Genomic DNA, 23,493 nt, shown 5'->3' with positions numbered 1-23,493 from the left:
ATGATCGGAGATCCGCATGACCCGTCAGCCCGAAATCAGCCCGGCCCACACTGCCTCCATCGTGGAGTTCCCGGCGACGCGTGCGCGTGGCGAACTCGGCGCGCAGCGCAGCAGCCGGCGACTGACGCTGACCCCCAAGTACGGTAATGGCCCCTGCGAAGTCGACGTGCGCTACCTGTGGTGCGGCGCGGCCGATGCGCCAACGGTGGTGGTGCTGGGCGGCATTTCGGCCAGCCGCGACGTCACCTCGCTGGACGAGGCCGGCAAGCCCGGTTGGTGGCAGTCGCTGGTGTCCGCCGGCGGCGGCGTGGATCTGGATCATTACCGGGTACTGGCCATCGACTGGCTGACCCCGAACGAATTGAACGCCCGGGCGGTATCCAGCGAAGACCAGGCGGATGCGCTGGCCGCGTTGCTGAAGGCGCTGGGCATTCCCCAGTTGCATGCTTTCGTGGGCGCCTCCTATGGCGCGATGACCGCGCTGGCGTTTGCCCAGCGCCATCCGCGCCAGGTGAATCGGCTGGTCTTGCTGGCCGGCGCCCATCGCTCCCACCCGCTGTCCACGGCCCAGCGCAGCGTGCAGCGCGGCATCGTGCGCATGGGTCAGGCCACTGGCCAGGTGGATCAGGCGTTGTCGCTGGCGCGTCAGCTGGCGATGACCACCTACCGTGGCAGCGCCGAATTTGGCCGCCGCTTTTCCGGCGAGCCGCAATGGCGTGGCGACCGCTTTCATTTCCCGGTGGAGGATTACCTCGACCACGCCGGCCAGCGCTTCGTGGAGCGCTTCGACGCCGACCGTTTCCTGGCCCTGTCCGAATCGATCGACCTGCACGAGGTGGCACCGGAACAGGTCCACGCACCGTCCACGCTGATCGGCTTTCCGTCGGACCGGCTGGTGCCGCTGGCCGATCTGTGCGAGCTGCAGCGCCGGTTGCACGGGCCGGCCACGCTGGAAGTGGTCGAGTCGCCGTACGGCCACGACGCCTTCCTGAAAGAGCCCGAACAACTCGTACCGCTGCTGCGCCAGGCGCTGCGATGAACGCCGCCACGGACTGCCCGCCTTCAACCTTTTGCGCACCTGCCGCTACACCCGTAATCCGGAGAACCCCATGAGCGATACTTCCGCCCCCAGCACGCGCGCGGTGCGTGCCGGCATCGAGAGCGACACCCAGCACGGCGCCGTGGTGCCGGCGCTGCATTTGTCCAGCAACTACAGCTTCGCCGGGTTCGGCAACAAGCGCGTCTACGACTACTCGCGCAGCGGCAATCCCACGCGCGACCTGCTGGGCAATGCGCTGGCCGAGCTGGAGCAGGGCGCGGGTGGCGTGATCACCTCCAGCGGCATGTCGGCGGTGGCGCTGGCGCTGGAGCTGGTGCCGGCCGGGGCGAAGGTGCTGGCGGCGCACGACTGCTACGGTGGCACCTGGCGCCTGCTGGACGCCTGGGCGAAGAAGGGTCGTTTCACCCTCGAATTCGCCGACCTCACCGACCCGGCGGCACTGGCCCGCGGCCTGGCGACCAAGCCGGCGCTGGTCTGGGTGGAAACCCCCTCCAACCCGCTGCTGCGGATCACCGACGTGCGCCACGTCACCCAGGCGGCGCATGCGGTCGGCGCGCTGGTGGTGGTGGACAACACCTTCCTTTCGCCGGCGCTGCAGCAGCCCTTGCTGCTGGGCGCGGACGTGGTGCTGCATTCCACCACCAAGTACATCAACGGCCACAGCGACGTGGTCGGCGGCGCGGTGGTGGCGCGCGATGCCGCCGTGTTCGAGCAGCTCAAGTGGTGGGCAAACTGCAATGGCCTCACCGGCGCGCCGTTCGACAGCTACCTCACCTTGCGCGGCCTGCGCACGTTGTCGGTGCGCCTGCGCCAGCATCAGGAAAACGCCGAGCGCATCGCCGCACGGCTGGAGGCGCACGGTGCCGTGCGCAAGGTTTACTACCCGGGCCTGGCGAGCCACGCCGGCCATGCGCTGGCGGCGCGTCAGCAGCAGGGCTTCGGCGCGATGCTGAGCTTCGAGCTGGATGGCGATCTGCAGCAAGTCGAGGCCTTCGTCAACGGTCTGGAATATTTCTCGCTGGCCGAGTCGCTGGGTGGCGTGGAAAGCCTGGTGGCGCACCCCGCCTCGATGACCCATGCCTCAATGGCGGCGGAGGCGCGGCACGCGGCTGGCATCGCCGACAGCCTGCTGCGCCTTTCGGTGGGCATCGAGGACGGTGACGATCTGCTGCGCGATCTCGATGGCGCGCTGGAACGCGCTCAGGCGGTGCTCTCCAAACGTCGGGTCAGCGCATGAGTGTGCCGGCCACTGACGCATCACCGTTCACCCATCGCAAGACGTCCGATATCGCCCTCGTGCTGTTGGGCACCGGCGTAGTGGGCGGCGCCCTGCTGGAGCTGCTGAAAACCCCGGTGGCGAAACACGTGCGCCTGATCGGCGTGGCCAATTCGCGCCAGCAGCAGATCGACGCGGACGGCATCGCTTCGCGTGAATTGAACGGCTCCTGGCAGCAGCATGGCCAGCCGCGTGACGACGACGCCCTGCTTGCGGCGCTGGACGCCAGCGGCAGCGAGCTGAGGGTCGTGGTCGACGCCACCGCCTGTACCACGCTGGCCTCGCGTCATGCCGACTGGCTGGCCCGCGGCTATCACGTGGTCACGGCGAACAAGTCGCTGGCCGGCGGTCATCTTTCCGGCTGGCGCGCGCTGCAGACGGCCCGTGCCCATGGCGGCAGCTATGGCGATGCCGCCACCGTCGGCGCCGGCCTGCCGGTGATCTCCACGCTGCGCCGACTGCTCGGTTGCGGCGACAGCCTGCTCACGTTGGAAGGCGTGTTCTCCGGCTCGCTGTCCTACCTGTTCAACCAGTACAACGGCAGCCAGCCGTTCTCCGCGCTGCTGCGCGACGCGCGCAAGCTCGGCTACACCGAGCCCGATCCGCGCGCCGATCTCTCGGGTGAAGACGTGGCGCGCAAGCTGCTGATCCTGGCCCGCAATGCCGGCTTCGCGCTGGGCAGTGAAGAGGTGGACGTGGAAAGCCTGGTGCCCGAATCCCTGCGCGATCTGGACACCGAGCAGTTCCTGACCCGCCTGGAAGAACTGGACGCGCCGCTGGCCGCCCGCCATGCCGACGCGCAATCGCGCGGCAACGTGCTGCGCTACCTGGCCCGCCTCAACCAGCGCGGTCGCGCCCGCGTAGGCCTGGTGGAAGTCGCCGCCACCCACCCGGCCGCCCGCCTCAACGGCACCGACAACCAGTTCGCCCTCACCACCACCCGCTACAACACCACCCCGCTGGTGATCCAGGGGCCGGGCGCGGGGCCGGAAGTGACGGCGCAGGCCTTGCTGGGCGACGTGCTGGCGCTGGGCTGAGGCGCCCAGTCCCATCCTGCGGTGCTTGGTGCGGCACCCGGTTTTCCTTCCCCTGCTTGCGGGGGAGGCTCGAAGGGCGGAGCCAGACGTTTCCTTCCCCTGCGAAGCGGGGACAGGATTGCCATCTTGAGCAGCAACGCTGCCCGAAGGGCTGATGCCATGGATGGCATCAGTTCAAGGTGCCCGACAGGGCGGATGGAGGCGCTCTTGCTCTCGCTTTCGCGTGAACGCTCGCTCAAGCGGACGGAACAGCGATCGCCTCGACCTGGATGCGCAGCGTCACGTCCATGCTGAAGCCATAGTCCTTGCCGGCATCCATGCCGAATGCGTCGCGCTTGAACGTGGCCAGCGCATCGGCGCCGCAGACCTCGCGTTTCAGCATCGGATGCGGCATGCACTTGAAGCTGTTGATCTTCAGCGTCAGCGGGTGGGTGGCGCCGTGCAGGGTGAGGTTGCCCACCACTTCGGTCGGCGCGCCGTCGACGAAACCGGCCAGCTTGCCCACGTAGGTCGCGGTGGGATACTTGTCCGACTCGAATAGCTCCTTGCCCTGGGCGCCCTTGTTCAGCGCATCCTGGCCGAAGTCAGCGCTCTTCATGTCCACCACGACTTTCACCGTGCCGGTGCCGGCTGCCTTGTCCAGCATCACCGTGCCGCTGCTGCGGTTGAACTTGCCGCGCCATACCGACAGCCCGCCGAAATGGTCGGCCTCGAAGCTGGGGTAGGTGTGGTCCGGGTCGATGTTGTAACGCACGCTGGCGGCGCTGGCCGCACCTGCGGCGAGTGACAGCAGGGCGGCCAGGCCGACGGTGGGAATTGCGAAGCGGGTTGTGCGTGCCATGCCGATGTCCTTGGTCTGGGTGGGGCGCCGGTCAGAGTGTGGCGCTTGCAAGGGCGACGAACAAAGGCGCGCGTTTTCGACACGATCCCGCCGATGCCGTTAGCGGAGGCCGCCAAAAGGAAACGCGCGGCACCGGGCCGCGCGTCTGTTGGTGGCGTCGCCGCCCGTCGTCGCGAGCGTTCCCTCAGAACGCGTAGCGCACCCGGCCGTACCAGTAGGCGCCGTTGTTGCCGATCGGCGAGATCACGTCGTACGGGAAATTCTCCGCGTAGTTGATGTCGCTGTTGGAGCGGGTCGGGTACTGGTTGGTGAGGTTGTAGCCGCCCAGCGCGAGGGTGAACCGCGGCGTGGCGTGGAACGCCACTTCGGCGTCGAGCTGCCAGCGTGCCGCGTAGGTCTGTTTCGGCTCGTAGCCGTCGCCGAAATCGAACACGCGGGTGGTGGCGCCTTGGCGGATCACCCGGCCCAGCAGCCCCCAGCGTGGGCTGTCCCAGCGGGCGCTGAACGAGCCGCGCTGGCGTGGCGCGGCGTCGGTCAGCGTATTGCGCTCCTCGTCGCCGAACAGCACGTTGCCGGCGCCGATCGCGGTGAGCTGCGCCGGCGTGTCGCGCACCTTGCGGATGTCGGTGCTGTTGTGGCTGTACGCCGCGGTCAGCAGCAACTGGCCGCCGGCCAGTGGCGTGCGGTAGTTGCCCACCAGTTCGGCGCCGCGGGTGCGCGTATCCACCGCGTTGGTGAAGAACGCCACGCTCTGCACGCCCGGCACGCCGAAGGTCTGCAGGATGTAATCCTCCAGGCCGTCGCTGCGGATGGTCTGCGACAGGGTGACGCGGTTATCGATGCTGATCTGGTAGACGTCCAGGCTGGCGTCGAAACCGCCGCCGAGCTGCGCGGTGAAGCCCAGGCTGAAGTTGCGCGATTTCTCCGGCGTCAGCGACACCGCGCCCAGGCCGCGCGCGATCGGGTTGTTCACCGACAGGATGCGCCCGGTGACCAGTTTGCCGTCGGCGCCGTAGCCGGTGCTGGTGGATTCGAAGCCGATCTGGCTCAGCGATGGCGCGCGGAAATTGTTCGAGGCGGCGCCGCGCAGGGCGAAGCCGGGGGCGAATTCCCAGCGCGCGCTGAGCTTGCCGCTCCAGTTGCCGCCGAAATCGCTGTAGTGCTCGTAGCGGGTGGCCGCGTCGACGAACACGTGATCGGTCAGGTCGCTGGAAACCTCCGCGTACACCGCCTTGACGTGGCGCGAGAGGTTGGCCGCGTCCTGCGGCTGCAGGCCGCCGCCGGCCTGTGCGCCGGCGGGCGCGCCGAGCACCGGGCCGACCGCGTACGAGGCGGGGTCGCCGGGATGGGTGGCGAAGTTCTCGCGGCGGAATTCGCCGCCCACGGCGAGCGTCAGCGAACGCTCGCCCACGGCGAATTCGCGGCTGCCGTCGAGGTTGGCGCTGCCCTGGTTGAAGCGGTAGCTGCCGATATGGAAGGCGGTGGGGCTGTCCGTGCCCAGCGAGACGTTGAGCGAGTGGCGCAGGTCGTAGTCGAACGCGTTGCTGCCCCAGTCGAGGCTGGCGTCGTAGCTCCATTCGCCGGCGGTGCCCCGGATGCCGGCGGCGGTCTGCACGTCGCGATTGTGGCCGAGCGATTCCGGCCGATAGCCTTCGGGGTAGACCGAGGCGATGTTCGCGCTGCTGTCCGGATAGCGGAAATAGTTGTCGCCGATGGTATGGCGCTGCGTATAGGTGCCGAACCAGTACAGCTTCGCCGTGTCACCCAGCGGGATCTCGCTGTTGAGCCAGCCGTTGTAGCTCTCGCTCTGCGGATCGCCGGCGGCGTAGTTGCGCTGGTCGCGCAGCGCCAGGTTGGCCGGCGTGGGGTCGGCCAGCCAGTCCGGCACCGTGTCCAGGCCGGCGCGGTTGGTGGCATCGTGGTGGGTCACTTCTACGCCCGCACGCAGGAAGCCGCTGCCGCCCAGCCGGGTGCCGAAATTGGCGGCGCCGTAGCTGCTCTGGCCGTCGGTTATGGTGCTGCCGGTCGGGGCAAAGTAGGTGTGGTTGACGCCGTAGCTGCTTTCCAGCTCGCCGCCTTCGGGCGAATCCTTGAGGATGATATTGACCACGCCGGCGATCGCGTCCGAGCCGTATTGCGCACCGGCGCCGTCACGCAACACCTCGATGCGCTTGATCGCGCTGATCGGGATCGCGTTGAAATCCACCGGCGTGGTGCCGCGGCCGATCTTGGTATCGGTGTTGACCAGCGCCGAGGTGTGGAAGCGCTTGCCGTTGACCAGCACCAGCACCTGGTCGGGCGAGAGTCCGCGCAGTTGCGCCGCGCGCACGTGGTCGGAGCCGCCGGAGTTGGACTGGCGCGGGAAATTGAACGACGGCAGCAGGGTAGCCAGCGCCTGGCCCAGTTCGCCGTTCAAGGCGCCGGCGCCGCGCAGGTCGTCCGGCGTGAGCACGTCGATCGGCACCGGCGATTCCAGCGCGGTGCGGCTGCTGGCGCGCACGCCGGTCACCACCACCTGATCCAGCGTCCGGGCCTGTGCGGCATCGGCCTGCTGAGCGTGGACCGGCAGGGCGGCAAGGCCGGCCAGCAGCACGGCGGTGTACAGGCGGTGGTGCCGCGGGAGAACGGAAGCGGAGGACATGAGCGGTTCCTTGGGGTAGTGCAGGCCATGCGTGGGGACGCGATGGCGGGGATGTGAGGGTGGCGCGTGCGGCGCCGCGGAAAGGACGTCAGCGGCGGCGACAACACCGCGGCATGGGCGGGTTTCCGTGGCGATAGTCGTGATGCACGTTGCGGCGAGCCCCTGGCTGGCGATGGCGGCGTTGCGGGCGAAAGATAGTGGTTGCCTCGCAGCGCCGTTGCTGCCAATACTCTATCGCCAAACCCGTCTATACGTATAGACGTCCAAATGATCATCGGGAATGTGCTAATGAAATTTCGTTTGCTTTTGAGTCTGGTGCTGTTGGCGCTGCTGGCTGGCTGCGCGACGCGACCGGGCGTTGCCGACGCCGTGCTGCATGGCGATGCCGCGCATCCGGCGCAGGCACAGGGCTGGGTCGATACCCGGCTGTATTTCGGCCTGGGCCTGGCCGACCAGCCACAGCAGGGCATCAGCGAGCAGGCGTGGCGGGAGTTTCTCGACCGCGAGGTCAGTACGCGCTTTCCCGACGGGCTCAGCGTGGTCGATGTCTACGGCCAATGGCAGGGCAAGCAGCAGGCCAGCCCCGAGCGGCTGCGCTCCAAGATGCTGGTGATCGATTACCCCGACACGCCGGCCAACCGCGCCAAGGTCGAGGCGATCCGTGCGGCGTGGAAGCAGCGCACCGGCGACCAGTCGGTGCTGCGCGTGACGCAGCCGGCGGACGTGTCGTTCTGAACCGCTCCCTCATCCACAGGCTTCCCACGTGACCCCTACGCGCAACCGCTGGATCGCCCCCGGCGACCTCAATGGCTTCCTCGGCCTGGTGGTGGACAACCTGTCCATCATGGCTTTCCTCGCCGCGGCGCTGATTGGCATCTTCGGCTTTCCCGCCGATGTCGTGTTTCTGCGCATGTTTCCCGGCACCGCGTTCGGCGTGCTGCTGGGAAACCTGGCCTATACCGCGATGGCGCGGCGGCTGGCCCGGCGCAGCGGGCGCGACGATGTGACGGCGATGCCGCTGGGGCTGGATGCGCCGACCACCATCGGCATGGCGCTGCTGGTGCTGGGTCCGGCGTTTCTCGGTTTCAAGCAGGGCGGCATGGACGAACATGCGGCGGCGATCGCCACCTGGCAGCTGGGCATGGCCTCGCTGGTGGTGATGGGCGTGCTGAAATTCGTGCTGTCGTTTTTCGGCGCGATGGTGCAGCGGCACGTGCCGCGCGCCGGCCTGCTCGGTTCGATCGCCGGCATCGCGCTGGTGCTGATGGGCTTCCTGCCGCTGGTGGAAATCCTCAAGCTGCCGGTGGTCGGTTTTGCCGGGCTTGGCGTGGTGCTGTATGCGCTGGTGGCCAAGGCGCGCATGCCGTTCGGACTGCCTGGCGTACTGGTGGCGTTCGTGGTCGGCGCGCTGCTGTACTACGTGCTCGGCCCGCTGGGCTGGCTGGGCGCGGGCTATCACGCGCCAGCGGCGTGGCAGTGGCGCGTCGCGCTGCCGTGGCCGACCCTGCAGTGGGTGGACGGGCTTGCGTACATCGTGCCGTACCTGCCGCTGATCCTGCCGTTCGGCCTGCTGATGGTAGTGGGCGGCATCAACGTCACCGAGAGCGCGCGCGCCGCCGGCGACGACTACTCCACCCGCGACATTTTGCTGGTGGAAGCCCTGGCCACGCTGGCCGCGGGCTTCTGCGGCGGCGTGGCGCAGACCACGCCGTACATCGGCCAGCCGTCGTACAAGGCGATGGGCGCACGCAGCGGCTACACGCTGCTGACCGGCATCGTGATCGGGCTGGGCGGCATCTTCGGCTACCTGTCCAACCTGGTCGAACTGCTGCCGCTGCCGGTGCTGGCGCCGATCCTGGTGTTCGTGGCGATCGGGATTACCGTACAGGCGTTCGAGGCCACGCCGGTGCGTTATGCGGCGGCGGTAGTGTTCAGCTTCTTCCCGGCGATCGCGCGGATGCTGACGATCAAGCTGAGCGATCCGGCCTACGTTTCACCCGAGCATTTCGCGCAGCTGTTCAACGACGGCACGCACGGCATTTCCGAGCTGGCGGTGATCACCGTGCTGGGCAACGGCTTCATCATCACCTCGATGATCTGGGCCAGTTTCGTGGTGGCGCTGATCGATGCGCGCCCGCTGCGCGCCGCGCTGATCCTGTTGCTGGGCGGGGCGCTCAGCCTGTTCGGGGTGATCCACTCGGTGGAGCTTTCCGGCGGCATCTATCTGCCGTGGCTGCTGGATGCGCCGCTGCAGCATGTCGTGTGGCAGTTCGCCGGTGCCTACCTGGTACTGGCCGCGGTGCTGGCGCTGCTGTCGCTGGGCGATGCGCGGCGCACAGCCGGCGCTGGACGCTGAACGAAAACGCGCGGCCCATGGCCGCGCGTCCGTAAGCCAAGGGCAGGGCGGATCAGTGCCCGGTAATGCGCTCGGCGGTTTCCTCGTCCGGCGGCACCAGCGGTGCGGCCGGATCGATGCGCGCTTCCAGTTGCGCCGCCTCCACCGACGGCGTGCGCCAGCCCGACTTCACGCCCCACAGGTAGAACACCAGGCCGATCACCGCCACCACCCCCAGATCCACGCCGTACGACAAATAACCCTTGCCGCCGAACGTGGTGCTGCCGGCCCACGAGACCAGCGCCAGCGTGGGCAGGTAGAACACCAGCCACCAGGCGCCCTTCATCTGCCTACCGAAATCGTGCCAGCCGGCCTTGGCCTGGTAATAGAAATACACCGGCAGCGCGACCACCATCAGCAGGATGATTTCGCCGGTCAGCGGCCACTTGGCCCAGTACAAAAGCTCGGTGGACATGATGAAGGCGACGCCGGCCAGCACGGACAGGCCGGCCAGTCGCAGCGGGCGGTGCAGCTCCGGCGCGGTGCGGCGCAGCGTCATCACGCTGACCGGGCCGGTGAGGTAGGAAATGATGGTGGCCACCGAAATCACCGCTGCCAGCGAACCCCAGCCGCGGAAGAAGAACAGGAACAGGAACGACACCGCCAGGTTCACCCACATCGCCGGCCGCGGCACGCCCCACTTCGGATGCACGCGACCGAGGATCTTCGGCAAGGTGCCGTTGCGCTCCATGCCGTAGAGCATGCGCGCGGTGGTGGCGGTGTAGGTCATGCCGGTACCGCTGGGGCTGATCACCGCGTCGATGAACAGCAGCGTGGCCAGCCACTGCATGCCCAGGATGATCGCCAGATCCGCAAACGGCGAGCTGAAGTTGATGCCGTGCCAGCCCACGTTGGCCAGCATCTCGCGCGGCACCGAGCCGATAAACGCCACCTGCAGCAACACGTAGACCACCGTGGCCAGCAGGATCGAGCAGACGATCGCGAACGGAATGCTCCTGCCCGGGTTGCGCGCTTCGCCGGCCAGGTTCACCGGGCTCTGGAAACCGTTGAAGCTGAACACGATGCCGGCGATCGCCACTGCGGTGAGGATGGAGGGGAAGTCGGTCTCATGCAGTTCGCCGTGGATGCCCACGGCGAAGTTCTCCGCATGGAAACCGCTGGCGATCAGCAGTACCGCGGTAAGCGCGGGGATCACCAGCTTGAACAGCGTGATGGCCGTGTTCGAGCGCGCAAACAGCTTCACGCTCCAGAAGTTGAACAGGAAGTACATCACTACCAGCGCCGCCGCGATCAGCAGGCCATTGGTGCTCAGCTCACCGTGGCCGCCCGGCATCTGGTGGTACAGGTCCTTGGCCCACTGCCACTTCCACGACGACATGTACTGCGCCGAGGCCTCGGCTTCCACCGAGATTACCGAGACGATCGCGATCCAGTTCGCCCAGGCCGCGATGAAACCGACCAGCGAACCGTGCGAATAATGGCCATAGCGCACCATGCCGCCGGATTCGGGGAACATCGCGCCCAGTTCGGCGTAGGTCAGCGCCACCGTCATGATGATCGCCGCGCCGATCACCCAGGCCCAGATGGCGCCCGGCCCGGCAATCTGCGCCGCCCGCCACGCCCCGAACAGCCAGCCTGAACCGATGATCGAGCCCAGGCCGGTAAGCATCAGGGCGAATGGCCCCACTTCGCGGCGAATCTGGCTGGCTTGGGACATGGAAGCTCCTGTGCGGGCGCTGACGCCAAAAAAAGAGTCCGATGGTTGCAGAGTCGAGCGACGGCTGTCATCTACCAGTGGTCATGGGCGGTCGGGCCGTTCCATGGGCACGACGCGGCGTGCCAAGGGCTGATGCAAGTCATGGCAGCTATCAGTGGAGCGGCAGATAGTGGTGGCCTCGTCGCGCGCTGCTGGTGCTTCCATGTCTGCCTGGTATCCCTGGATCGTTCTGCTCCACCTGGCCTGCGCCATTGTCTTCGTGGGCGCGGTGGCGTTTGAGGTGCTGGTGGTCGAGGCGCTGCACAAGCGGTTCGATACGGCCACCATGCAACGCATCGAGCAGGCGGTGATGGCGCGGGTGCGGCGCTTCATGCCGGTGGTGGTGATCCTGCTTTTCGTCAGCGGTGGCGTGCTGTTCGATATCCGCTGTGACGGCTTTGCCTGCGTGGGTTCGCGCTTCGGCAACTGGCTGCTGCTGAAGGTGGTGCTGGCGTTCGCCGTGCTGGGCGTGTTCGTCAATGCGATGTGGGCGATGCGCCATGGAAAGATGGACGTATGCCGCTTCAAGCACACGCACCGCGTGGTGCTGGCATTGATGGTCGGCATCGTGTTTCTCGCCAAGACCATGTTCTACTTGTAACGATTCATTCCCCCAGGAGCTTCACATGTCCAACGTCACCTTTCATGGCAAGCCGATCAGCGTCAATGGCCAGTTTCCCGCCGCGGGATCCGCCGCACCGGCATTCACCCTGGTAGCGGGTGACCTTGCCGATGCCACGCTGGCGAGCTTCGCCGGCAAGCGCAAGGTGCTCAACATCTTCCCCAGCGTCGATACGCCGACCTGCGCGGCTTCGGTGCGCCACTTCAACGAATCGGCCAGCAAGCTCGACAACGCCGTGGTGCTGTGCATCTCGGCCGACCTGCCGTTCGCGCAGGCACGCTTCTGCGGCGCCGAGGGTCTGGACAAGGTGGTCAACCTGTCGCTGATGCGCGGTCGCCAGTTCCTCAATGACTACGGCGTGGCGATCGCCGAAGGCCCGCTGGCCGGCCTGGCCGCGCGTGCCGTGGTGGTGCTCGACGAGCACGACAAGGTGCTGCACGCAGAACTCGTCGGCGAGATCGGCAACGAGCCGAACTACGACGCCGCACTCGCCGCACTGGCGTGATCGAATAGCTGTAGAAGCGACTTGTGGGAGCGACTTCAGTCGCGATGCTCTGGCTTGTGGGTTCCCAAACAACGGGCCTCAAAGGAAGAAGCATCGCGACTGAAGTCGCTCCCACAAATATCTCTCGGGGATGAGCCGCCCTCAGCGGCCGGTGCCCACCACCGGCGCGCCAAAAGCGTGCCCTTCCGGATGCAGGCCAAGGCCGAACTTCAGGCTGCGTCCGATGCGCTGCGCATAGTCCAGCATCTGCGCGGCATTCGCCTCGTCGAGTTCCTCGCCGCAGGTTTCCTGCCACAGCTCAAGCCAGCGGTCGAAGTGCCGCGCCTGGATCGGGTGCGGCCGGTGCGCCGCCATCGGGTTGCCGCGATAGCTGCCCGCACGCAACGCCACCGACGCCCAGAACGAGGTCAGCAGGCGTTTGTGTTCATCCCAGTCCTCCACGGCGGCGTTGAATATCGGGCCGATGTCCGGGTCGCGTCGCACCTTTTCGTAGAAATGGTCGACCAACGTGGCCAGGAGGGGTTCGTCCAGTGCGGCAGATGAATTCATGCGATTCGAGACTTGAAATGAAGGGCGCGCGGCAGAACCGCGCGCCCGGATGAAGGCTTGGTACTTGTGTCGAGCTTACTTGCTCAGGCTCAAGGTGCCCTTCATCAGCGCGGCATGGCCAGGGAAGGTGCAGAAGTAGGCGTACTGCTCACCGGCCTTGAGCTTCGACACGTTGAGGGTGGCTGTGTCGGACTGGCCGCCACCGATCAGCTTGGTGTGGGCAATGATGCGGGCGTCGCCGGGCTTCTCGTAGCTGTTGGCCGCGCCGGCCTTCATGCCGTCGGCGATGACGCCCGATTCGTCGGCACTGTGTGCCAGCACCCAGTTGTGGCCCATCGCGGTGACGGGCAGCTTGCCGGTGTGCTTGAGCGTCACGGCGAACGTCTTGCAGGTCTTCGGCACGGTGATGGTTTTGACGTTGAACTGCATGGCGTCGTTGGCTTCGACGGTGGTGGCGCATTCGGCGGCCATCAGCGGAGTGGACAACAGGCCGAGCAGGGCGATCGCGATCAACTTGCGCATGGGGAATTACTCCGGCAGAGGGGACATGGATAAACTGCAGGCCGATTGTGCCCCCGCCGCGCAGGCGTCGGCACTGACCTGGATCATCGCCGTGCGGCAAGCCGTACGCGACACTGTCGCTGCCAGATGAGGTAAACCTGATGACGCATGTAGTCACCGAAAATTGCATCAATTGCAAACACACCGATTGCGTGGAGGTGTGTCCGGTGGATTGTTTCCACGCCGGGCCGAATTTTCTGGTGATCGATCCGGACGAGTGCATCGACTGCACCCTGTGCGTGGAGGAATGCCCGGTGGGCGCGATCTTCCCCGAGCTGGACGTGCCTGCCGGGCAGGAAGGTTTTCTCGCCATCAACGCGGAACTGGCGCGCGAGTGGCCGGTGCTGACCAGCAAGATCCCCGCGATGGAAGACGCCGCCAAGTGGGATGGCGTGCCGGACAAGTTGCCGCTGCTGCAACGTTGAAAGAAAAAGCCGGGCATTGCCCGGCTTTTTCTTTCAGCAGCGGTATTTCCGGTGGGAGCGACTTCAGTCGCGATGCTTTCCCGCCACGAAACGGAAGAGCATCGCGGCTTAAGCCGCTCCCACCGGAATGTCTTACTTCGCCACCACCCGCACCATCTCCAGGCACTTGTTCGAGTAGCCCCACTCGTTGTCATACCAGCTGACCAGCTTCACGAAGGTGCTGTCCAGCGCGATGCCGGCGTCGGCGTCGAACACCGAGGTGCAGGTTTCGCCGCGGAAGTCGGTGGCCACGACCTTGTCTTCGGTGTAGCCGAGCACGCCCTTCAGCGCGCCTTCGCTCTGAGCCTTCATTTCGGCGCAGATCTCGGCGTAGGTCGCGTCCTTGACCAGCTCCACGGTGAGGTCGACCACCGACACGTCGGCGGTGGGCACGCGGAAGCTCATGCCGGTGAGCTTCTTGTTGAGCTCGGGGATCACCACGCCCACGGCCTTGGCCGCGCCGGTGGACGAGGGGATGATGTTTTCCAGGATGCTGCGGCCGCCGCGCCAGTCCTTGTTGCTGGGCCCGTCGACCGTCTTCTGGGTGGCGGTGGCGGCGTGCACGGTGGTCATCAGGCCGCGCTTGATGCCCCACTTGTCGTTGATCACCTTGGCGATGGGCGCCAGGCAGTTGGTGGTGCAACTGGCGTTGGAGATGATCGCCTCGCCCTTGTAGGTCCTGTCGTTGACGCCGTAGACGAACATCGGCGTGTCGTCCTTCGACGGCGCCGACAGGATCACCTTCTTCGCGCCCGCATCGATGTGCTTCTGCGCGGTTTCCTTGGTCAGGAACAGGCCGGTGGATTCGATGACCACGTCGGCGTTCACTTCATTCCATTTCAGGTTGGCCGGATCGCGCTCCTGGCTCAGGCGAATGGTCTTGCCATTGACCACCAGGTGATCGTTCTCGATCTTGACGTCGCCCTTGAAACGGCCATGCACGGAGTCGTAGCTCAACATGTAGGCGAGGTAATCCGGCGCCAGCAAGTCGTTGATTGCCACGATCTCGATGTCGTCGCCGAAGTTCTGCACGGCTGCGCGCAGCACGTTGCGACCGATGCGGCCGAAGCCGTTGATGCCGACCCTGATGGTCATGAGAGAGCGTCCTCCGTTGCGAAGATGGATGGCTGCCGCGGGGCACGGCGCCGGTGTTTCAGCCCTCGAATCTTACAATGAAAGCGCTGTTCCTGCGGAGGAGGATTCGGCTTGTGGCAGACTTCCGCGTTTGCGCGAGTGCACGTGATGTCGCTTACAAGGCTGTCCCTCCTGCTGGCGTCGGCCATGCTCCTGGTCGCGCCATCCGCCCGGGCATGGGGGCCGCTGGGACACAGCGTGGTGGCCGAACTGGCGCAACGCCAGCTGAGTCCCGCGGCCGAAAGGGAAGTGGAGCGGCTGTTGGCACCGGAGCACACCACGCGCCTGGCCGATGTGGCCAACTGGCCCGACCAGGTCCGCAACGACCCCGCGCTGCAGGGGGTGTGGAAACGCACAAGCCGCTGGCACTACATCAATTTTTCCAGTGACCGCTGCAATTATGTGGCGCCGCGCGATTGCCCGAAGGGCGAGTGCGTGGTGGCCGCGCTGGCGCGGGAGGTGCAGGTGCTGGGCGATCGTTCGCAGCCCGATGCGGTGCGTCGCGAAGCGTTGAAGTTCGTGGTGCATCTGGTGGGTGACGTGCACCAGCCGCTGCACGCCGGTTACCGACCGGACCGCGGTGGCAACCGGTATCAGGTGCAGTTCGAGAGCAAGGGCAGCAACCTGCACAAGGTGTGGGATTCGGGCCTGCTGGGTACGCGCCATCTGCGCTGGAGGGATTACGCCAATCTGCTGGATTCGCGGCCGCTGGTGACCTTGCCGCGGCCGATCGCTCCGCTGGACAACCCGTACGCGCAGTGGGCCGAGGAGTCGTGCCGGCTCACCGCCGCGATGGACTTCTATCCATCCAGACGGCGAATCGGGTCGGCCTATGTGGACAGGAGCCTCCCGCTTGCCGAACGGCGTTTGCGCGTGGCGGGAAGGCGCCTGGCCGAGGTGTTGAACCGTCACCTGGGTGACGTCGTCACGCAACATGCGCACGAGCATTGATATGGGGACGAAGAGTTCTGGTAATCTGAATCGATGACTACCGAACCCCAATCCCGCCGCACCCGAATCGTCGCCACGCTCGGCCCCGCCACCGATGCTCCAGGCATGCTCGAACAGATCATCGCCGATGGCGTGGACGTGGTTCGACTCAACCTTTCCCATGGTCAGCCCGACGACCATCGCGCACGCGCCGCCGCGGTTCGCGTCGCTGCCGCCAGCGCCGGTCGCGAGGTCGGCATCCTGGCCGATCTGCAAGGCCCCAAGATCCGTATCGAGAAATTCGCCAACGGCCCGATCGAACTGGTCAACGGCGCGTCCTTCGTGCTGGATTGCCGCCCCGACGCACCTGCCGGCAACGACCAGCGCGTCGGCGTCAGCTACTACGGACTTCCCAATGATGTGCATGCCGGCGACGTGCTGTTGCTGGACGACGGCCTGCTGGCTTTGACGGTGCTGGAAGTGGTGGGCGCCGAAGTGCGTTGCCAGGTGTTGATCGGCGGCCGCCTGTCCGACCGCAAGGGACTCAATCGCCAGGGCGGCGGGCTGTCGGTGACGGCGCTGTCGGACAAGGACAAGGCCGACATCAAGCTGGCCGCCGAGATCGGCGCCGATTTCCTGGCCGTGTCCTTCGTGCGTTCGGCCGACGACATGCATCAGGCGCGTCGCCTGCTGCACGAGGCGGGTGGCAACGCCTCGCTGGTGGCCAAGATCGAGCGTGCCGACGCGATTCCGGTGCTGGGCGAGATCATCGACGCCTCCGACGTGGTGATGGTGGCGCGCGGCGACCTGGGCGTGGAAATCGGCGACGCCGAGCTGCCTGGTTTGCAGAAGAAGATCATCCGTGAGTCGGTGCAGCGCAACCGCTCGGTGATCACCGCCACGCAGATGCTGCAGTCGATGGTTTATGCGCCGATCCCCACCCGCGCCGAGGTGCTGGACGTGGCCAACGCGGTGATCGACGGCACCGATGCGGTGATGCTGTCGCAGGAAACCGCCGCGGGCGCGCATCCGGACAAGGCCGTTCAGGCGATGGTGCGCATCTGCCTGGGCGCCGAGCGCCAGTTCGAACCCAAGGACGACCTCACCACCGCCGGTCACCGCCTCGATCGCACCGATCAGGCCATTGCGCTGGCGGCGATGCTGGTGGCCAAGCAGCTGGGCGTGCGCGCGATCATCGCGCTGACCGAGTCGGGCGCCACCGCGCAGTGGCTGTCGCGCTACCGCACCTCGGTGCCGATCTACGCGTTGTCGCCGTTCGACGATGCGCGCCGTCGCATGCTGGTATTGCGCGACGTGAAGCCGGTGGAATTCAACCATGCCGGCCAGAACCTGGCGGCCTCCGCCCGCGCCGCCGTGCAGTTGCTGTTCGACCAGGGCAAGCTCAGCGAGGGCGATCGCGTGGTGGTCACCCACGGCGACCATGTCGGTCGTGGCGGTGGCACCAACACGCTGAAGCTGCTGGCGGTCGGTACCGGCGGCATGGTGGAAAGCCTGCGCGACCTGTAACGACCCAGTGCGATTTCTACACATGCCCGCAGCTACACTGCGGGCATGCGGTTGCATCCCCGGAGGCTGTCATGAAATCGTCGTTCCGCCCGTCCCTGACCATCGTGCTGCCCGTACTGATGGCGCTGTTCTCGGTACCGTTGCTGGCGCAGACGCAGATGCGCAAGCTCGATCCGCAGAATCTTTACCGCTACTGGCTCCTGCTCAATACGCAGATCAAGCTGGATGCACCGAACAGCGGGCTGAACCTCGACAAGCCCGGCTGTGCCGCCGTGACCTACACGGTCGGCTCGGACGGCGTGCCGTTTGATGTGACCCTGGTCAAGCTGATTCCCAAGAGTGACCTGGGCCCGATGGCTCTCAACGCGGTCGCCAATTTCCGCTACGGGCCGTCGCTGACCAATCGCAACGCCGAGCCGATATCCACCTATTACATCGTGCCGTTCAACGCGCCCGAGGACAAAGCGGCGCGGAAGCAGGTGGTCGACGCCTGCGTGTTGCCGGGATACAACAGCCAGCATTGACGCGGCTGTCTTCCCGGGGGCGAATCTCCCTCGTGCAACTGGCCTATAATGGCGAGCTCTGAACCGTACCGGCGCGCATGTTGGTGCGGCATCGTCCCTCGTGCGGTTTGTCGCCGCCGCGTTCCACGGAGTCGCCATGAGTATTGAAGATCTCGAAAGCATCGCCCTGGCCATGGTCGCGCCCGGCAAGGGCATCATCGCCATCGACGAATCGACCAAGACGATCGGCAAGCGTCTGGCCGCCGTCGGCGTCGAGAGCACCGAGGAAAGCCGGCGCGCCTATCGCGAAATGCTGCTGACCACGCCCGGTCTCGGCGAACATATTTCCGGCGCTATCCTGTACGACGAGACGATCCGCCAGTCCACCAAGGATGGCGTGCCGTTCACCACCGTGATGAAGAAGGCCGGCATCATTCCCGGCATCAAGGTCGACAAGGGAACCGTGCCGCTGGCCGGTTTTCCGGGCGACGTGGTCACCGAGGGGCTGGACGGCCTGCGCGAGCGGCTGCAGGAATACGCGAAGCTGGGTGCGCAGTTCGCCAAGTGGCGGGCGGTGATCAAGATTACCGAGGACACCCCGAGTTCCACCGCCATCGAGGCGAACTGCCACGCGCTGGCGCGCTATGCCGCGCTGTGCCAGGAGGCGGGTCTGGTGCCGATGGTCGAGCCCGAAGTGCTGATGGACGGCGACCATTCCATCGACGTCAGCTATGAAGTGCATGAAGCCGTGCTGCGCAGCCTGTTCAACGCGCTGTACGAGCAGAACGTGATGCTGGAAGGCACCATCCTGAAGATCAGCATGGTCATCCCGGGCAAGGACAGCGACGAGCAGGTGGATGCCGAGGAAGTGGCCGATGCCACCGTGCGCGTCCTGAAGTCGTGCGTGCCGGCCTCGTTGCCGGGCATCGTGTTCCTCTCCGGGGGCCAGACCGACAAGCAGGCCACCAGCCATCTCAACGCGATCAACCATATCGGCCCGCATCCGTGGCCGCTGTCGTTCTCGTATGGCCGCGCCATGCAGCAAGCGGCGTTGAAACTGTGGGCGAAAGACCCGAAGGCGAACGTTGCCGAGGCGCAGAAGATGGTCCATGCCCGCGCCCGCGACAATGGCCTGGCGGCACTGGGCCGCTGGAACGGCTGACGCAAGCGAATCGCCACCAGGGCATGAACGAAAGAGGGCACCTCAAGGTGCCCTCTTTCGTTGCGATGACGCGGTGGCGTCAGGGCACAGGACTCAGAAGCGGTACTCGGCGCTGACCGAGAAAATCCGCGTGCCCAGTTCGTACACGTCCTTGTCGATCTTGTAGTAATCGAAGTTGCCGCCCACGCTCCAGTGGCGGTTGATGTCGTAACCCGTGCCCACGCCGGCGTACCAGCCCAGCGACTGTTCGCTGGCGCGGAACGTGTCCGAGCTGCCGTCGTCATAGGCGATGCGCGCCTTGGCGTGCAGCTTCCACAGGAAGGCGCCGCCGCGCGCGGAAATGTACCAGTGGCTGGTCGGGTTGAAATGGCCGTTGAGGCCCAGCGTCCAGCCGTCGCCGGACAGTTTCACGCGGTCGCCGAAGTCGTCGCTCTCACTGACGCTGCCGAGGTTGGTGTAGCCGACCTCGAAACCCAGGATGCGCTGGTCGCGGTAGCCGGCGTTGACGATGAACGCCGTGTCGGTTTCGGTGCCCGAGCCGAAGTCGTCGACCTCTGCACTGTAGTGCGAGCTGCCGACGTTGCCGTTGACGAACCAGCCATTGGGCTGTTCTGCGTGGGCGGTCGCGACGAAGGCCATGCCGCTGGCGGCAATGGCGAGGGGAAGCAGTTGTTTACGCATGGGGACAGGGACCCTCCTGATGGTCCGATCAATCCGATGAGCCGCTTCTGCGGCGACGCGATTGTAACGGCTGGCTCGGAGGCGGAGAAACGCGGGCAAAAAGAAAGGCGCCTTGCGGCGCCCTTCTCCCTGTCGTCTGCACGATGGGGTGACTCGAATCAGAAGCGGTATTCCGCGCTGACCGACACCATGTCCGTGCTCAGGTCCACGCGGTCCTTCTTCGCGTCGTAGTAGTCGTAGTTAAGACCCACGCTGACGTTGTTGTTGAAGTCGTAGCCGAAGCCGGCGCCGGCGTACCAGCTGGTGTCATCCAGACCCTTGCGGATCGGGTTCTCGTTGTTGCTCAGGCCGTGACCCTTCCAGCCGTAGATGCCGGTGCGGGCGCTGACGTACCAGTTCGGGGTGACGTTGAAGTGACCGTTCACGCCGGCCGTCCAGCCGTGCAGCTGCGACTTGCCGTTTTCCACCACCGGATCGTCGTTGAAGACGTTCTTCGCGTGGATATTGCCCAGGTCGTTGTAGCCAACCTCGACGCCGAGCGCGACCGACGGGTTCACCGACCAGCGGTAGCCACCGTTGATGGCGTAGCCAGTGTCGTTGTCATCGTAAGGGCCGTGGTTGATCGAGGTCTGGCCGACGTTGCCGTTGACGAACCAGCCGCCGTTCTGCGTGGGCGCACTCTGCGCAAAGGCCGCGGGTACGGCAACCAGGCCGGCAGTGGCGAGGGCGAGGGCAAGCAGACTCTTGTTTTTCATGGATATCTCCAGTGTTTTTTTTGTGGCAGGCGACCCGTTGGGGGAGTGGTCGCTGCGGGTGCGCGTCCTTGGGGGCGACGACACCTGACACTTAGATGGCGCTGCGGCCCGGAGATTCAATACCGGCAAGTTCAGTATTAAGTCTGGGTTAATCCGCGGCGGGAAGGGGCGCGGCGGCTCGCGCCGCACCCCTTCGGGGCATCGCCCGATCAGAACCGGTATTCAGCCGATACCGTGGCGGTATCCGAGCTGAAGCTGATGCCGTGCTTCTTGGCGTGGTAGTAGTCGTACGCCAGGCCCAGGCTGAAGTTGTTGTTGAAGTCGTAGCCCACGCCGGCACCGGCGTAGTAGTCGACCTTGTCCAGCGAGTGGCGGTTGACGTCCTGGTTGTTGTAGCCGTGACCCTTCCAGCCATAGACGCCGGTGCGGCCGCTGACATACAGCCCCTGCCACACGTTGATGCGCCCGTTGACGCCGGCGGTCCAGCCGCGCAACGCGTTGCGGCGACCGGTGAGGTTGACGTTGTCGCTGTTGAAGGCGTTCTTCAACCGGAAATTGCCCAGGTCGTTGTAGCCGATATCGACGCCCAGGCCGACGTCCTGGCCGACCTTCCAGCGGTAGCCGCCGGTCAGTGCATAGGTGGTCGGGTGATCGTTGTACGGGCCTTGTGCCACGTGGGCCTGGCCAACGTTGGCACCGATGAACCAGTTGCCGCTGCCGACAGCCTGGTTCGGCTGGTAGTTGCCGTTCGCCGACGTCGGGGTGCTGCTGGAAACAGAGTCGTCCTGCGCAAGTGCGGGCAGGGCGCAAAGAGACGCGGAGGTAATCGCCAGGGCTAGTAGTGTTTTTTTCATGAGGGAACTCCTGCGTATAACCAATGCATCGTCGGGTTGGGGTAAGCCCGATGACGACCCCCGGAATCCGGGGGCGGGGTGCATTGAACAGGCCCGAGCCTGAAGCGCGCCGATATGTCCTGATCAAAAATTAAGGCCGAATTAATGTTTGGCCTTTCAGCCGTCCAAACCCGCGCATCCCAAAGGGCGCGACAGTGGCAAGCTGAATCAGCGATAATGGGATTTTGCCCGCCCCGGAGAGAACCTGATGCCCACCCGTCGTGAACTAGCCAATGCCGTGCGTGCCCTGGCCATGGATGCCGTCGAGGCGGCCAAGTCCGGCCATCCGGGCATGCCGATGGGTATGGCCGACATCGCCGAGGTGTTGTGGAACGATTTCCTGCAGTTCAATCCGGGCAACCCGGGCTGGTTCAACCGCGACCGTTTCGTGCTCTCCAACGGCCACGGTTCGATGCTGCAGTACGCGCTGCTGCACCTGTCCGGCTACGACCTGCCGATCGATGAGCTGAAGCACTTCCGCCAGCTGCATTCGAAGACCGCCGGCCATCCCGAGTACGGCCACACGCCCGGCGCCGAAACCACCACCGGTCCGCTGGGCCAGGGCCTGGCGAACGCCGTGGGTTTTGCGCTGGCGGAAAAGATCCTGGCGGCGCGCTTCAACCGGCCCGGCCACGCCATCGTCGATCACCACACCTACGTGTTCCTGGGCGACGGCTGCCTGATGGAAGGCATCTCGCACGAAGTCGCCTCGCTGGCCGGCACCTGGAAGCTGGGCAAGCTGGTGGCGGTGTATGACGACAACGGCATCTCCATCGACGGCGAAGTCGAAGGCTGGTTCACCGACAACACGCCCGCGCGCTTCGAAGCCTACGGCTGGAACGTGATCCGCGACGTCGACGGCCACGACGCCGAGGCGGTGAAGAAGGCGCTGGCGCAGGCCACCGCGCAAAGCGAGCGTCCGACCCTCATCTGCGCCAAGACCATCATCGGTTTCGGCGCACCGAACAAGCAGGGCAAGGAAGAAAGCCACGGCGCCGCGCTGGGCAAGGACGAGATCGCTGCCGCGCGCGTGCAGTTGCAGTGGAATTACGCCCCGTTCGAGATCCCGGCCGACATCTACGCCGGCTGGAATGCGCGCGACAAGGGTGCCGCCCGCGAGCGCAGCTGGGATGAGGCATTCGCCGCCTACGCCGCGGCGCATCCGGAGCTGGCGGCCGAGCTGAAGCGCCGTCTGACCGGCGAGCTGCCGCAGGATTGGGCGGCCAAATCGCAGGCCTACATCGAAAAACTGCAGGCCGAAGGCCCGGAAGTGGCATCGCGCAAGGCCTCGCAAATGACGCTGGACGCTTTCGGCCCGCTGCTGCCCGAACTGCTGGGCGGCTCGGCCGACCTGGCCGCCTCCAACCTCACCAAGTGGAAGGGCAGCCTCGACGCCGGCAACGGCAACAGCTCGGACGGCAAAGGCAACTACGTTTATTACGGTGTGCGCGAATTCGGCATGACCGCGATCGCCAATGGCCTGGCGCTGCACGGCGGCTTCATTCCCTATGACGCCACCTTCATGGTCTTCTCCGATTACGCCCGCAACGCGGTGCGCATGAGTGCGCTGATCCCTGCGCATGCCATCCACGTCTACACGCACGACTCGATCGGCCTGGGCGAAGACGGCCCCACCCACCAGCCGGTGGAGCACATGGCCAGCCTGCGCCTCATCCCGAACAACCACGTGTGGCGCCCCTGCGACGCGGTGGAGTCGGCGGTGTCGTGGAAGGCCGCGATCGAGCGCCGCGGCGCGCCGTCGTGTCTGGTGTTCTCGCGCCAGGCACTGAAGCATCAGCAGCGCGACGCGCAGCAGCTGGCGGATATCCGCCGCGGCGGCTACGTGCTGTCCGATCCGGCGGACACGAAATTCCAGGTGATCCTGATCGGCACCGGCTCCGAAGTGGAGCTGGCAATGGAAGCCTCGCGCGCGCTGGCACAGCAGGGCATCGCCGCCCGCGTGGTGTCGATGCCATGCACCGACGTGTTCGACGAACAGCCGCTGGAATACCGCGAAGGCGTGTTGCCGGGCTGGTGTCGCGCCCGCGTGGCGGTGGAAGCGGCCAGCGCCGATTTCTGGGCCAAGTACGTCGGCTTCGACGGCGAGGTGATCGGCATGAACACCTTCGGCGCCTCGGCTCCCGCACCGCAATTGTTCGAGCACTTCGGCATCACCGTGGCGCATGTGATCGAGGCGGCCAAGCGCGTGGTGGGCTGAGCCCGCCGTGTGGGAGCGACTT

22 protein-coding genes are annotated in these 23,493 nt (G+C 66.0%); 13 read left to right on the top strand and 9 right to left on the bottom strand.

The annotated features are described in order from the left end of the window. Positions 1-16: 16 nt before the first annotated feature. The 3 genes from metX (at position 17) to UU9_RS03305 (ending at position 3,373) form a co-directional block, all read left to right on the top strand. Positions 17-1,039, top strand: a complete 1,023-nt coding sequence (metX, locus tag UU9_RS03315) for a homoserine O-succinyltransferase MetX (protein ID WP_007080302.1) — start codon at positions 17-19, stop codon at positions 1,037-1,039. Between the two features lie 70 nt (positions 1,040-1,109). After that, positions 1,110-2,297 (top strand): cystathionine gamma-synthase, encoded by a 1,188-nt coding sequence (gene metB, locus UU9_RS03310; protein ID WP_007080301.1) that lies wholly within the window; start codon positions 1,110-1,112, stop codon positions 2,295-2,297. Then, complete coding sequence (locus tag UU9_RS03305; protein WP_007080300.1) at positions 2,294-3,373, top strand: homoserine dehydrogenase family protein; 1,080 nt, start codon at positions 2,294-2,296, stop codon at positions 3,371-3,373. Before metB ends, UU9_RS03305 begins: the two co-directional genes overlap by 4 nt. Before the next feature lie 235 nt (positions 3,374-3,608). Here the strand turns inward: UU9_RS03305 and UU9_RS03300 are convergent, their stop codons facing one another. Next, positions 3,609-4,214, bottom strand: a complete 606-nt coding sequence (locus tag UU9_RS03300; RefSeq protein WP_007080299.1) for a YceI family protein — start codon at positions 4,212-4,214, stop codon at positions 3,609-3,611. 184 nt (positions 4,215-4,398) lie between these two features. After that, complete coding sequence (locus tag UU9_RS03295; RefSeq protein WP_007080298.1) at positions 4,399-6,855, bottom strand: TonB-dependent receptor plug domain-containing protein; 2,457 nt, start codon at positions 6,853-6,855, stop codon at positions 4,399-4,401. 288 nt (positions 6,856-7,143) lie between these two features. On the opposite strand from UU9_RS03295, the gene UU9_RS03290 reads away from it, so the two are divergent. Together UU9_RS03290 and UU9_RS03285 are read left to right on the top strand one after the other, a co-directional pair. Next, complete coding sequence (locus UU9_RS03290) at positions 7,144-7,590, top strand: DUF3574 domain-containing protein (protein WP_007080297.1); 447 nt, start codon at positions 7,144-7,146, stop codon at positions 7,588-7,590. Positions 7,591-7,618: 28 nt separating this feature from the next. After that, on the top strand, positions 7,619-9,211 hold the full coding sequence (locus UU9_RS03285; RefSeq protein WP_007080296.1) for a hypothetical protein: 1,593 nt from the start codon (positions 7,619-7,621) through the stop codon (positions 9,209-9,211). A gap of 52 nt (positions 9,212-9,263) precedes the next feature. On the opposite strand, the gene UU9_RS03280 is transcribed toward UU9_RS03285, so the two are convergent. After that, entirely contained in the window at positions 9,264-10,928 is a 1,665-nt protein-coding gene (locus tag UU9_RS03280; protein ID WP_007080295.1) for an APC family permease, read from the bottom strand. Positions 10,929-11,130: 202 nt separating this feature from the next. On the opposite strand from UU9_RS03280, the gene UU9_RS03275 reads away from it, so the two are divergent. Together UU9_RS03275 and tpx are read left to right on the top strand one after the other, a co-directional pair. After that, the gene (locus UU9_RS03275; RefSeq protein ID WP_007080294.1) at positions 11,131-11,568 is read left to right on the top strand and encodes a CopD family copper resistance protein; all 438 of its coding nucleotides are present in this window, start codon (positions 11,131-11,133) and stop codon (positions 11,566-11,568) included. Positions 11,569-11,593: 25 nt separating this feature from the next. Next, a complete protein-coding gene (tpx, locus tag UU9_RS03270) occupies positions 11,594-12,094 on the top strand; it encodes a thiol peroxidase (protein WP_007080293.1) in 501 nt (166 codons plus the stop codon). A gap of 141 nt (positions 12,095-12,235) precedes the next feature. Here tpx and UU9_RS03265 read toward each other — a convergent pair whose 3' ends face one another. Next, entirely contained in the window at positions 12,236-12,643 is a 408-nt protein-coding gene (locus UU9_RS03265; protein WP_007080292.1) for a group III truncated hemoglobin, read from the bottom strand. A 75-nt stretch (positions 12,644-12,718) separates the two neighbouring features. Then, entirely contained in the window at positions 12,719-13,165 is a 447-nt protein-coding gene (gene azu, locus UU9_RS03260) for an azurin (RefSeq protein ID WP_007080291.1), read from the bottom strand. 140 nt (positions 13,166-13,305) lie between these two features. Between azu and fdxA the strand changes: the two genes are divergently transcribed. Further along, complete coding sequence (gene fdxA / locus UU9_RS03255; RefSeq protein WP_007080290.1) at positions 13,306-13,629, top strand: ferredoxin FdxA; 324 nt, start codon at positions 13,306-13,308, stop codon at positions 13,627-13,629. A 132-nt stretch (positions 13,630-13,761) separates the two neighbouring features. Here fdxA and gap read toward each other — a convergent pair whose 3' ends face one another. Then, positions 13,762-14,763: a type I glyceraldehyde-3-phosphate dehydrogenase gene (gap, locus tag UU9_RS03250; RefSeq protein ID WP_007080289.1), complete on the bottom strand. Its 1,002-nt coding sequence runs from the start codon at positions 14,761-14,763 to the stop codon at positions 13,762-13,764. Between the two features lie 186 nt (positions 14,764-14,949). Here gap and UU9_RS03245 point away from each other — a divergent pair, with 186 nt between their 5' ends. From UU9_RS03245 to UU9_RS03230, 4 genes are all read left to right on the top strand, one after another. Next, on the top strand, positions 14,950-15,753 hold the full coding sequence (locus tag UU9_RS03245) for a S1/P1 nuclease (protein WP_007080288.1): 804 nt from the start codon (positions 14,950-14,952) through the stop codon (positions 15,751-15,753). A gap of 33 nt (positions 15,754-15,786) precedes the next feature. After that, the gene (pyk, locus tag UU9_RS03240) at positions 15,787-17,259 is read left to right on the top strand and encodes a pyruvate kinase (protein ID WP_040670136.1); all 1,473 of its coding nucleotides are present in this window, start codon (positions 15,787-15,789) and stop codon (positions 17,257-17,259) included. Positions 17,260-17,330: 71 nt separating this feature from the next. Then, positions 17,331-17,783, top strand: a complete 453-nt coding sequence (locus UU9_RS03235; RefSeq protein WP_007080286.1) for an energy transducer TonB — start codon at positions 17,331-17,333, stop codon at positions 17,781-17,783. Positions 17,784-17,919: 136 nt separating this feature from the next. Beyond that, a complete protein-coding gene (locus UU9_RS03230; protein ID WP_007080285.1) occupies positions 17,920-18,924 on the top strand; it encodes a class I fructose-bisphosphate aldolase in 1,005 nt (334 codons plus the stop codon). A 93-nt stretch (positions 18,925-19,017) separates the two neighbouring features. On the opposite strand, the gene UU9_RS03225 is transcribed toward UU9_RS03230, so the two are convergent. From UU9_RS03225 to UU9_RS03215, 3 genes are all read right to left on the bottom strand, one after another. Continuing rightward, complete coding sequence (locus UU9_RS03225) at positions 19,018-19,605, bottom strand: porin family protein (RefSeq protein ID WP_007080284.1); 588 nt, start codon at positions 19,603-19,605, stop codon at positions 19,018-19,020. Between the two features lie 158 nt (positions 19,606-19,763). Further along, positions 19,764-20,360 (bottom strand): porin family protein, encoded by a 597-nt coding sequence (locus UU9_RS03220; RefSeq protein ID WP_007080283.1) that lies wholly within the window; start codon positions 20,358-20,360, stop codon positions 19,764-19,766. Positions 20,361-20,569: 209 nt separating this feature from the next. Then, entirely contained in the window at positions 20,570-21,214 is a 645-nt protein-coding gene (locus UU9_RS03215) for an outer membrane beta-barrel protein (RefSeq protein ID WP_007080282.1), read from the bottom strand. A gap of 247 nt (positions 21,215-21,461) precedes the next feature. On the opposite strand from UU9_RS03215, the gene tkt reads away from it, so the two are divergent. Next, positions 21,462-23,471 carry a transketolase gene (tkt, locus tag UU9_RS03210; protein ID WP_007080281.1) on the top strand — a complete coding sequence of 670 codons (2,010 nt, stop codon included), beginning with the start codon at positions 21,462-21,464 and terminating at the stop codon, positions 23,469-23,471. Positions 23,472-23,493: the final 22 nt, after the last annotated feature.

The organism is Rhodanobacter fulvus Jip2 (assembly GCF_000264315.1).
In the GTDB taxonomy this organism is placed as follows: Bacteria; Pseudomonadota; Gammaproteobacteria; order Xanthomonadales; family Rhodanobacteraceae; genus Rhodanobacter; species Rhodanobacter fulvus.
The sequence above is the reverse complement of the archived record's forward strand: the minus strand, read 5'-3'. Positions and strand labels throughout refer to the sequence as shown.

Coding starts and splice junctions, on each gene's coding strand:
- UU9_RS03275 (WP_007080294.1), top strand. CDS start 11,131: ATGTCTGCCTGGTATCCCTGGATCGTTCTGCTCCACCTGGCCTGCGCC.
- UU9_RS03265 (WP_007080292.1), bottom strand. CDS start 12,643: ATGAATTCATCTGCCGCACTGGACGAACCCCTCCTGGCCACGTTGGTC.
- UU9_RS03220 (WP_007080283.1), bottom strand. CDS start 20,360: ATGAAAAACAAGAGTCTGCTTGCCCTCGCCCTCGCCACTGCCGGCCTG.
- metB (WP_007080301.1), top strand. CDS start 1,110: ATGAGCGATACTTCCGCCCCCAGCACGCGCGCGGTGCGTGCCGGCATC.
- UU9_RS03225 (WP_007080284.1), bottom strand. CDS start 19,605: ATGCGTAAACAACTGCTTCCCCTCGCCATTGCCGCCAGCGGCATGGCC.
- tkt (WP_007080281.1), top strand. CDS start 21,462: ATGCCCACCCGTCGTGAACTAGCCAATGCCGTGCGTGCCCTGGCCATG.
- fdxA (WP_007080290.1), top strand. CDS start 13,306: ATGACGCATGTAGTCACCGAAAATTGCATCAATTGCAAACACACCGAT.
- UU9_RS03235 (WP_007080286.1), top strand. CDS start 17,331: ATGAAATCGTCGTTCCGCCCGTCCCTGACCATCGTGCTGCCCGTACTG.
- tpx (WP_007080293.1), top strand. CDS start 11,594: ATGTCCAACGTCACCTTTCATGGCAAGCCGATCAGCGTCAATGGCCAG.
- pyk (WP_040670136.1), top strand. CDS start 15,787: ATGACTACCGAACCCCAATCCCGCCGCACCCGAATCGTCGCCACGCTC.
- UU9_RS03230 (WP_007080285.1), top strand. CDS start 17,920: ATGAGTATTGAAGATCTCGAAAGCATCGCCCTGGCCATGGTCGCGCCC.
- UU9_RS03280 (WP_007080295.1), bottom strand. CDS start 10,928: ATGTCCCAAGCCAGCCAGATTCGCCGCGAAGTGGGGCCATTCGCCCTG.
- azu (WP_007080291.1), bottom strand. CDS start 13,165: ATGCGCAAGTTGATCGCGATCGCCCTGCTCGGCCTGTTGTCCACTCCG.
- UU9_RS03290 (WP_007080297.1), top strand. CDS start 7,144: ATGAAATTTCGTTTGCTTTTGAGTCTGGTGCTGTTGGCGCTGCTGGCT.
- UU9_RS03215 (WP_007080282.1), bottom strand. CDS start 21,214: ATGAAAAAAACACTACTAGCCCTGGCGATTACCTCCGCGTCTCTTTGC.
- UU9_RS03245 (WP_007080288.1), top strand. CDS start 14,950: ATGCTCCTGGTCGCGCCATCCGCCCGGGCATGGGGGCCGCTGGGACAC.
- metX (WP_007080302.1), top strand. CDS start 17: ATGACCCGTCAGCCCGAAATCAGCCCGGCCCACACTGCCTCCATCGTG.
- UU9_RS03300 (WP_007080299.1), bottom strand. CDS start 4,214: ATGGCACGCACAACCCGCTTCGCAATTCCCACCGTCGGCCTGGCCGCC.
- gap (WP_007080289.1), bottom strand. CDS start 14,763: ATGACCATCAGGGTCGGCATCAACGGCTTCGGCCGCATCGGTCGCAAC.
- UU9_RS03295 (WP_007080298.1), bottom strand. CDS start 6,855: ATGTCCTCCGCTTCCGTTCTCCCGCGGCACCACCGCCTGTACACCGCC.
- UU9_RS03305 (WP_007080300.1), top strand. CDS start 2,294: ATGAGTGTGCCGGCCACTGACGCATCACCGTTCACCCATCGCAAGACG.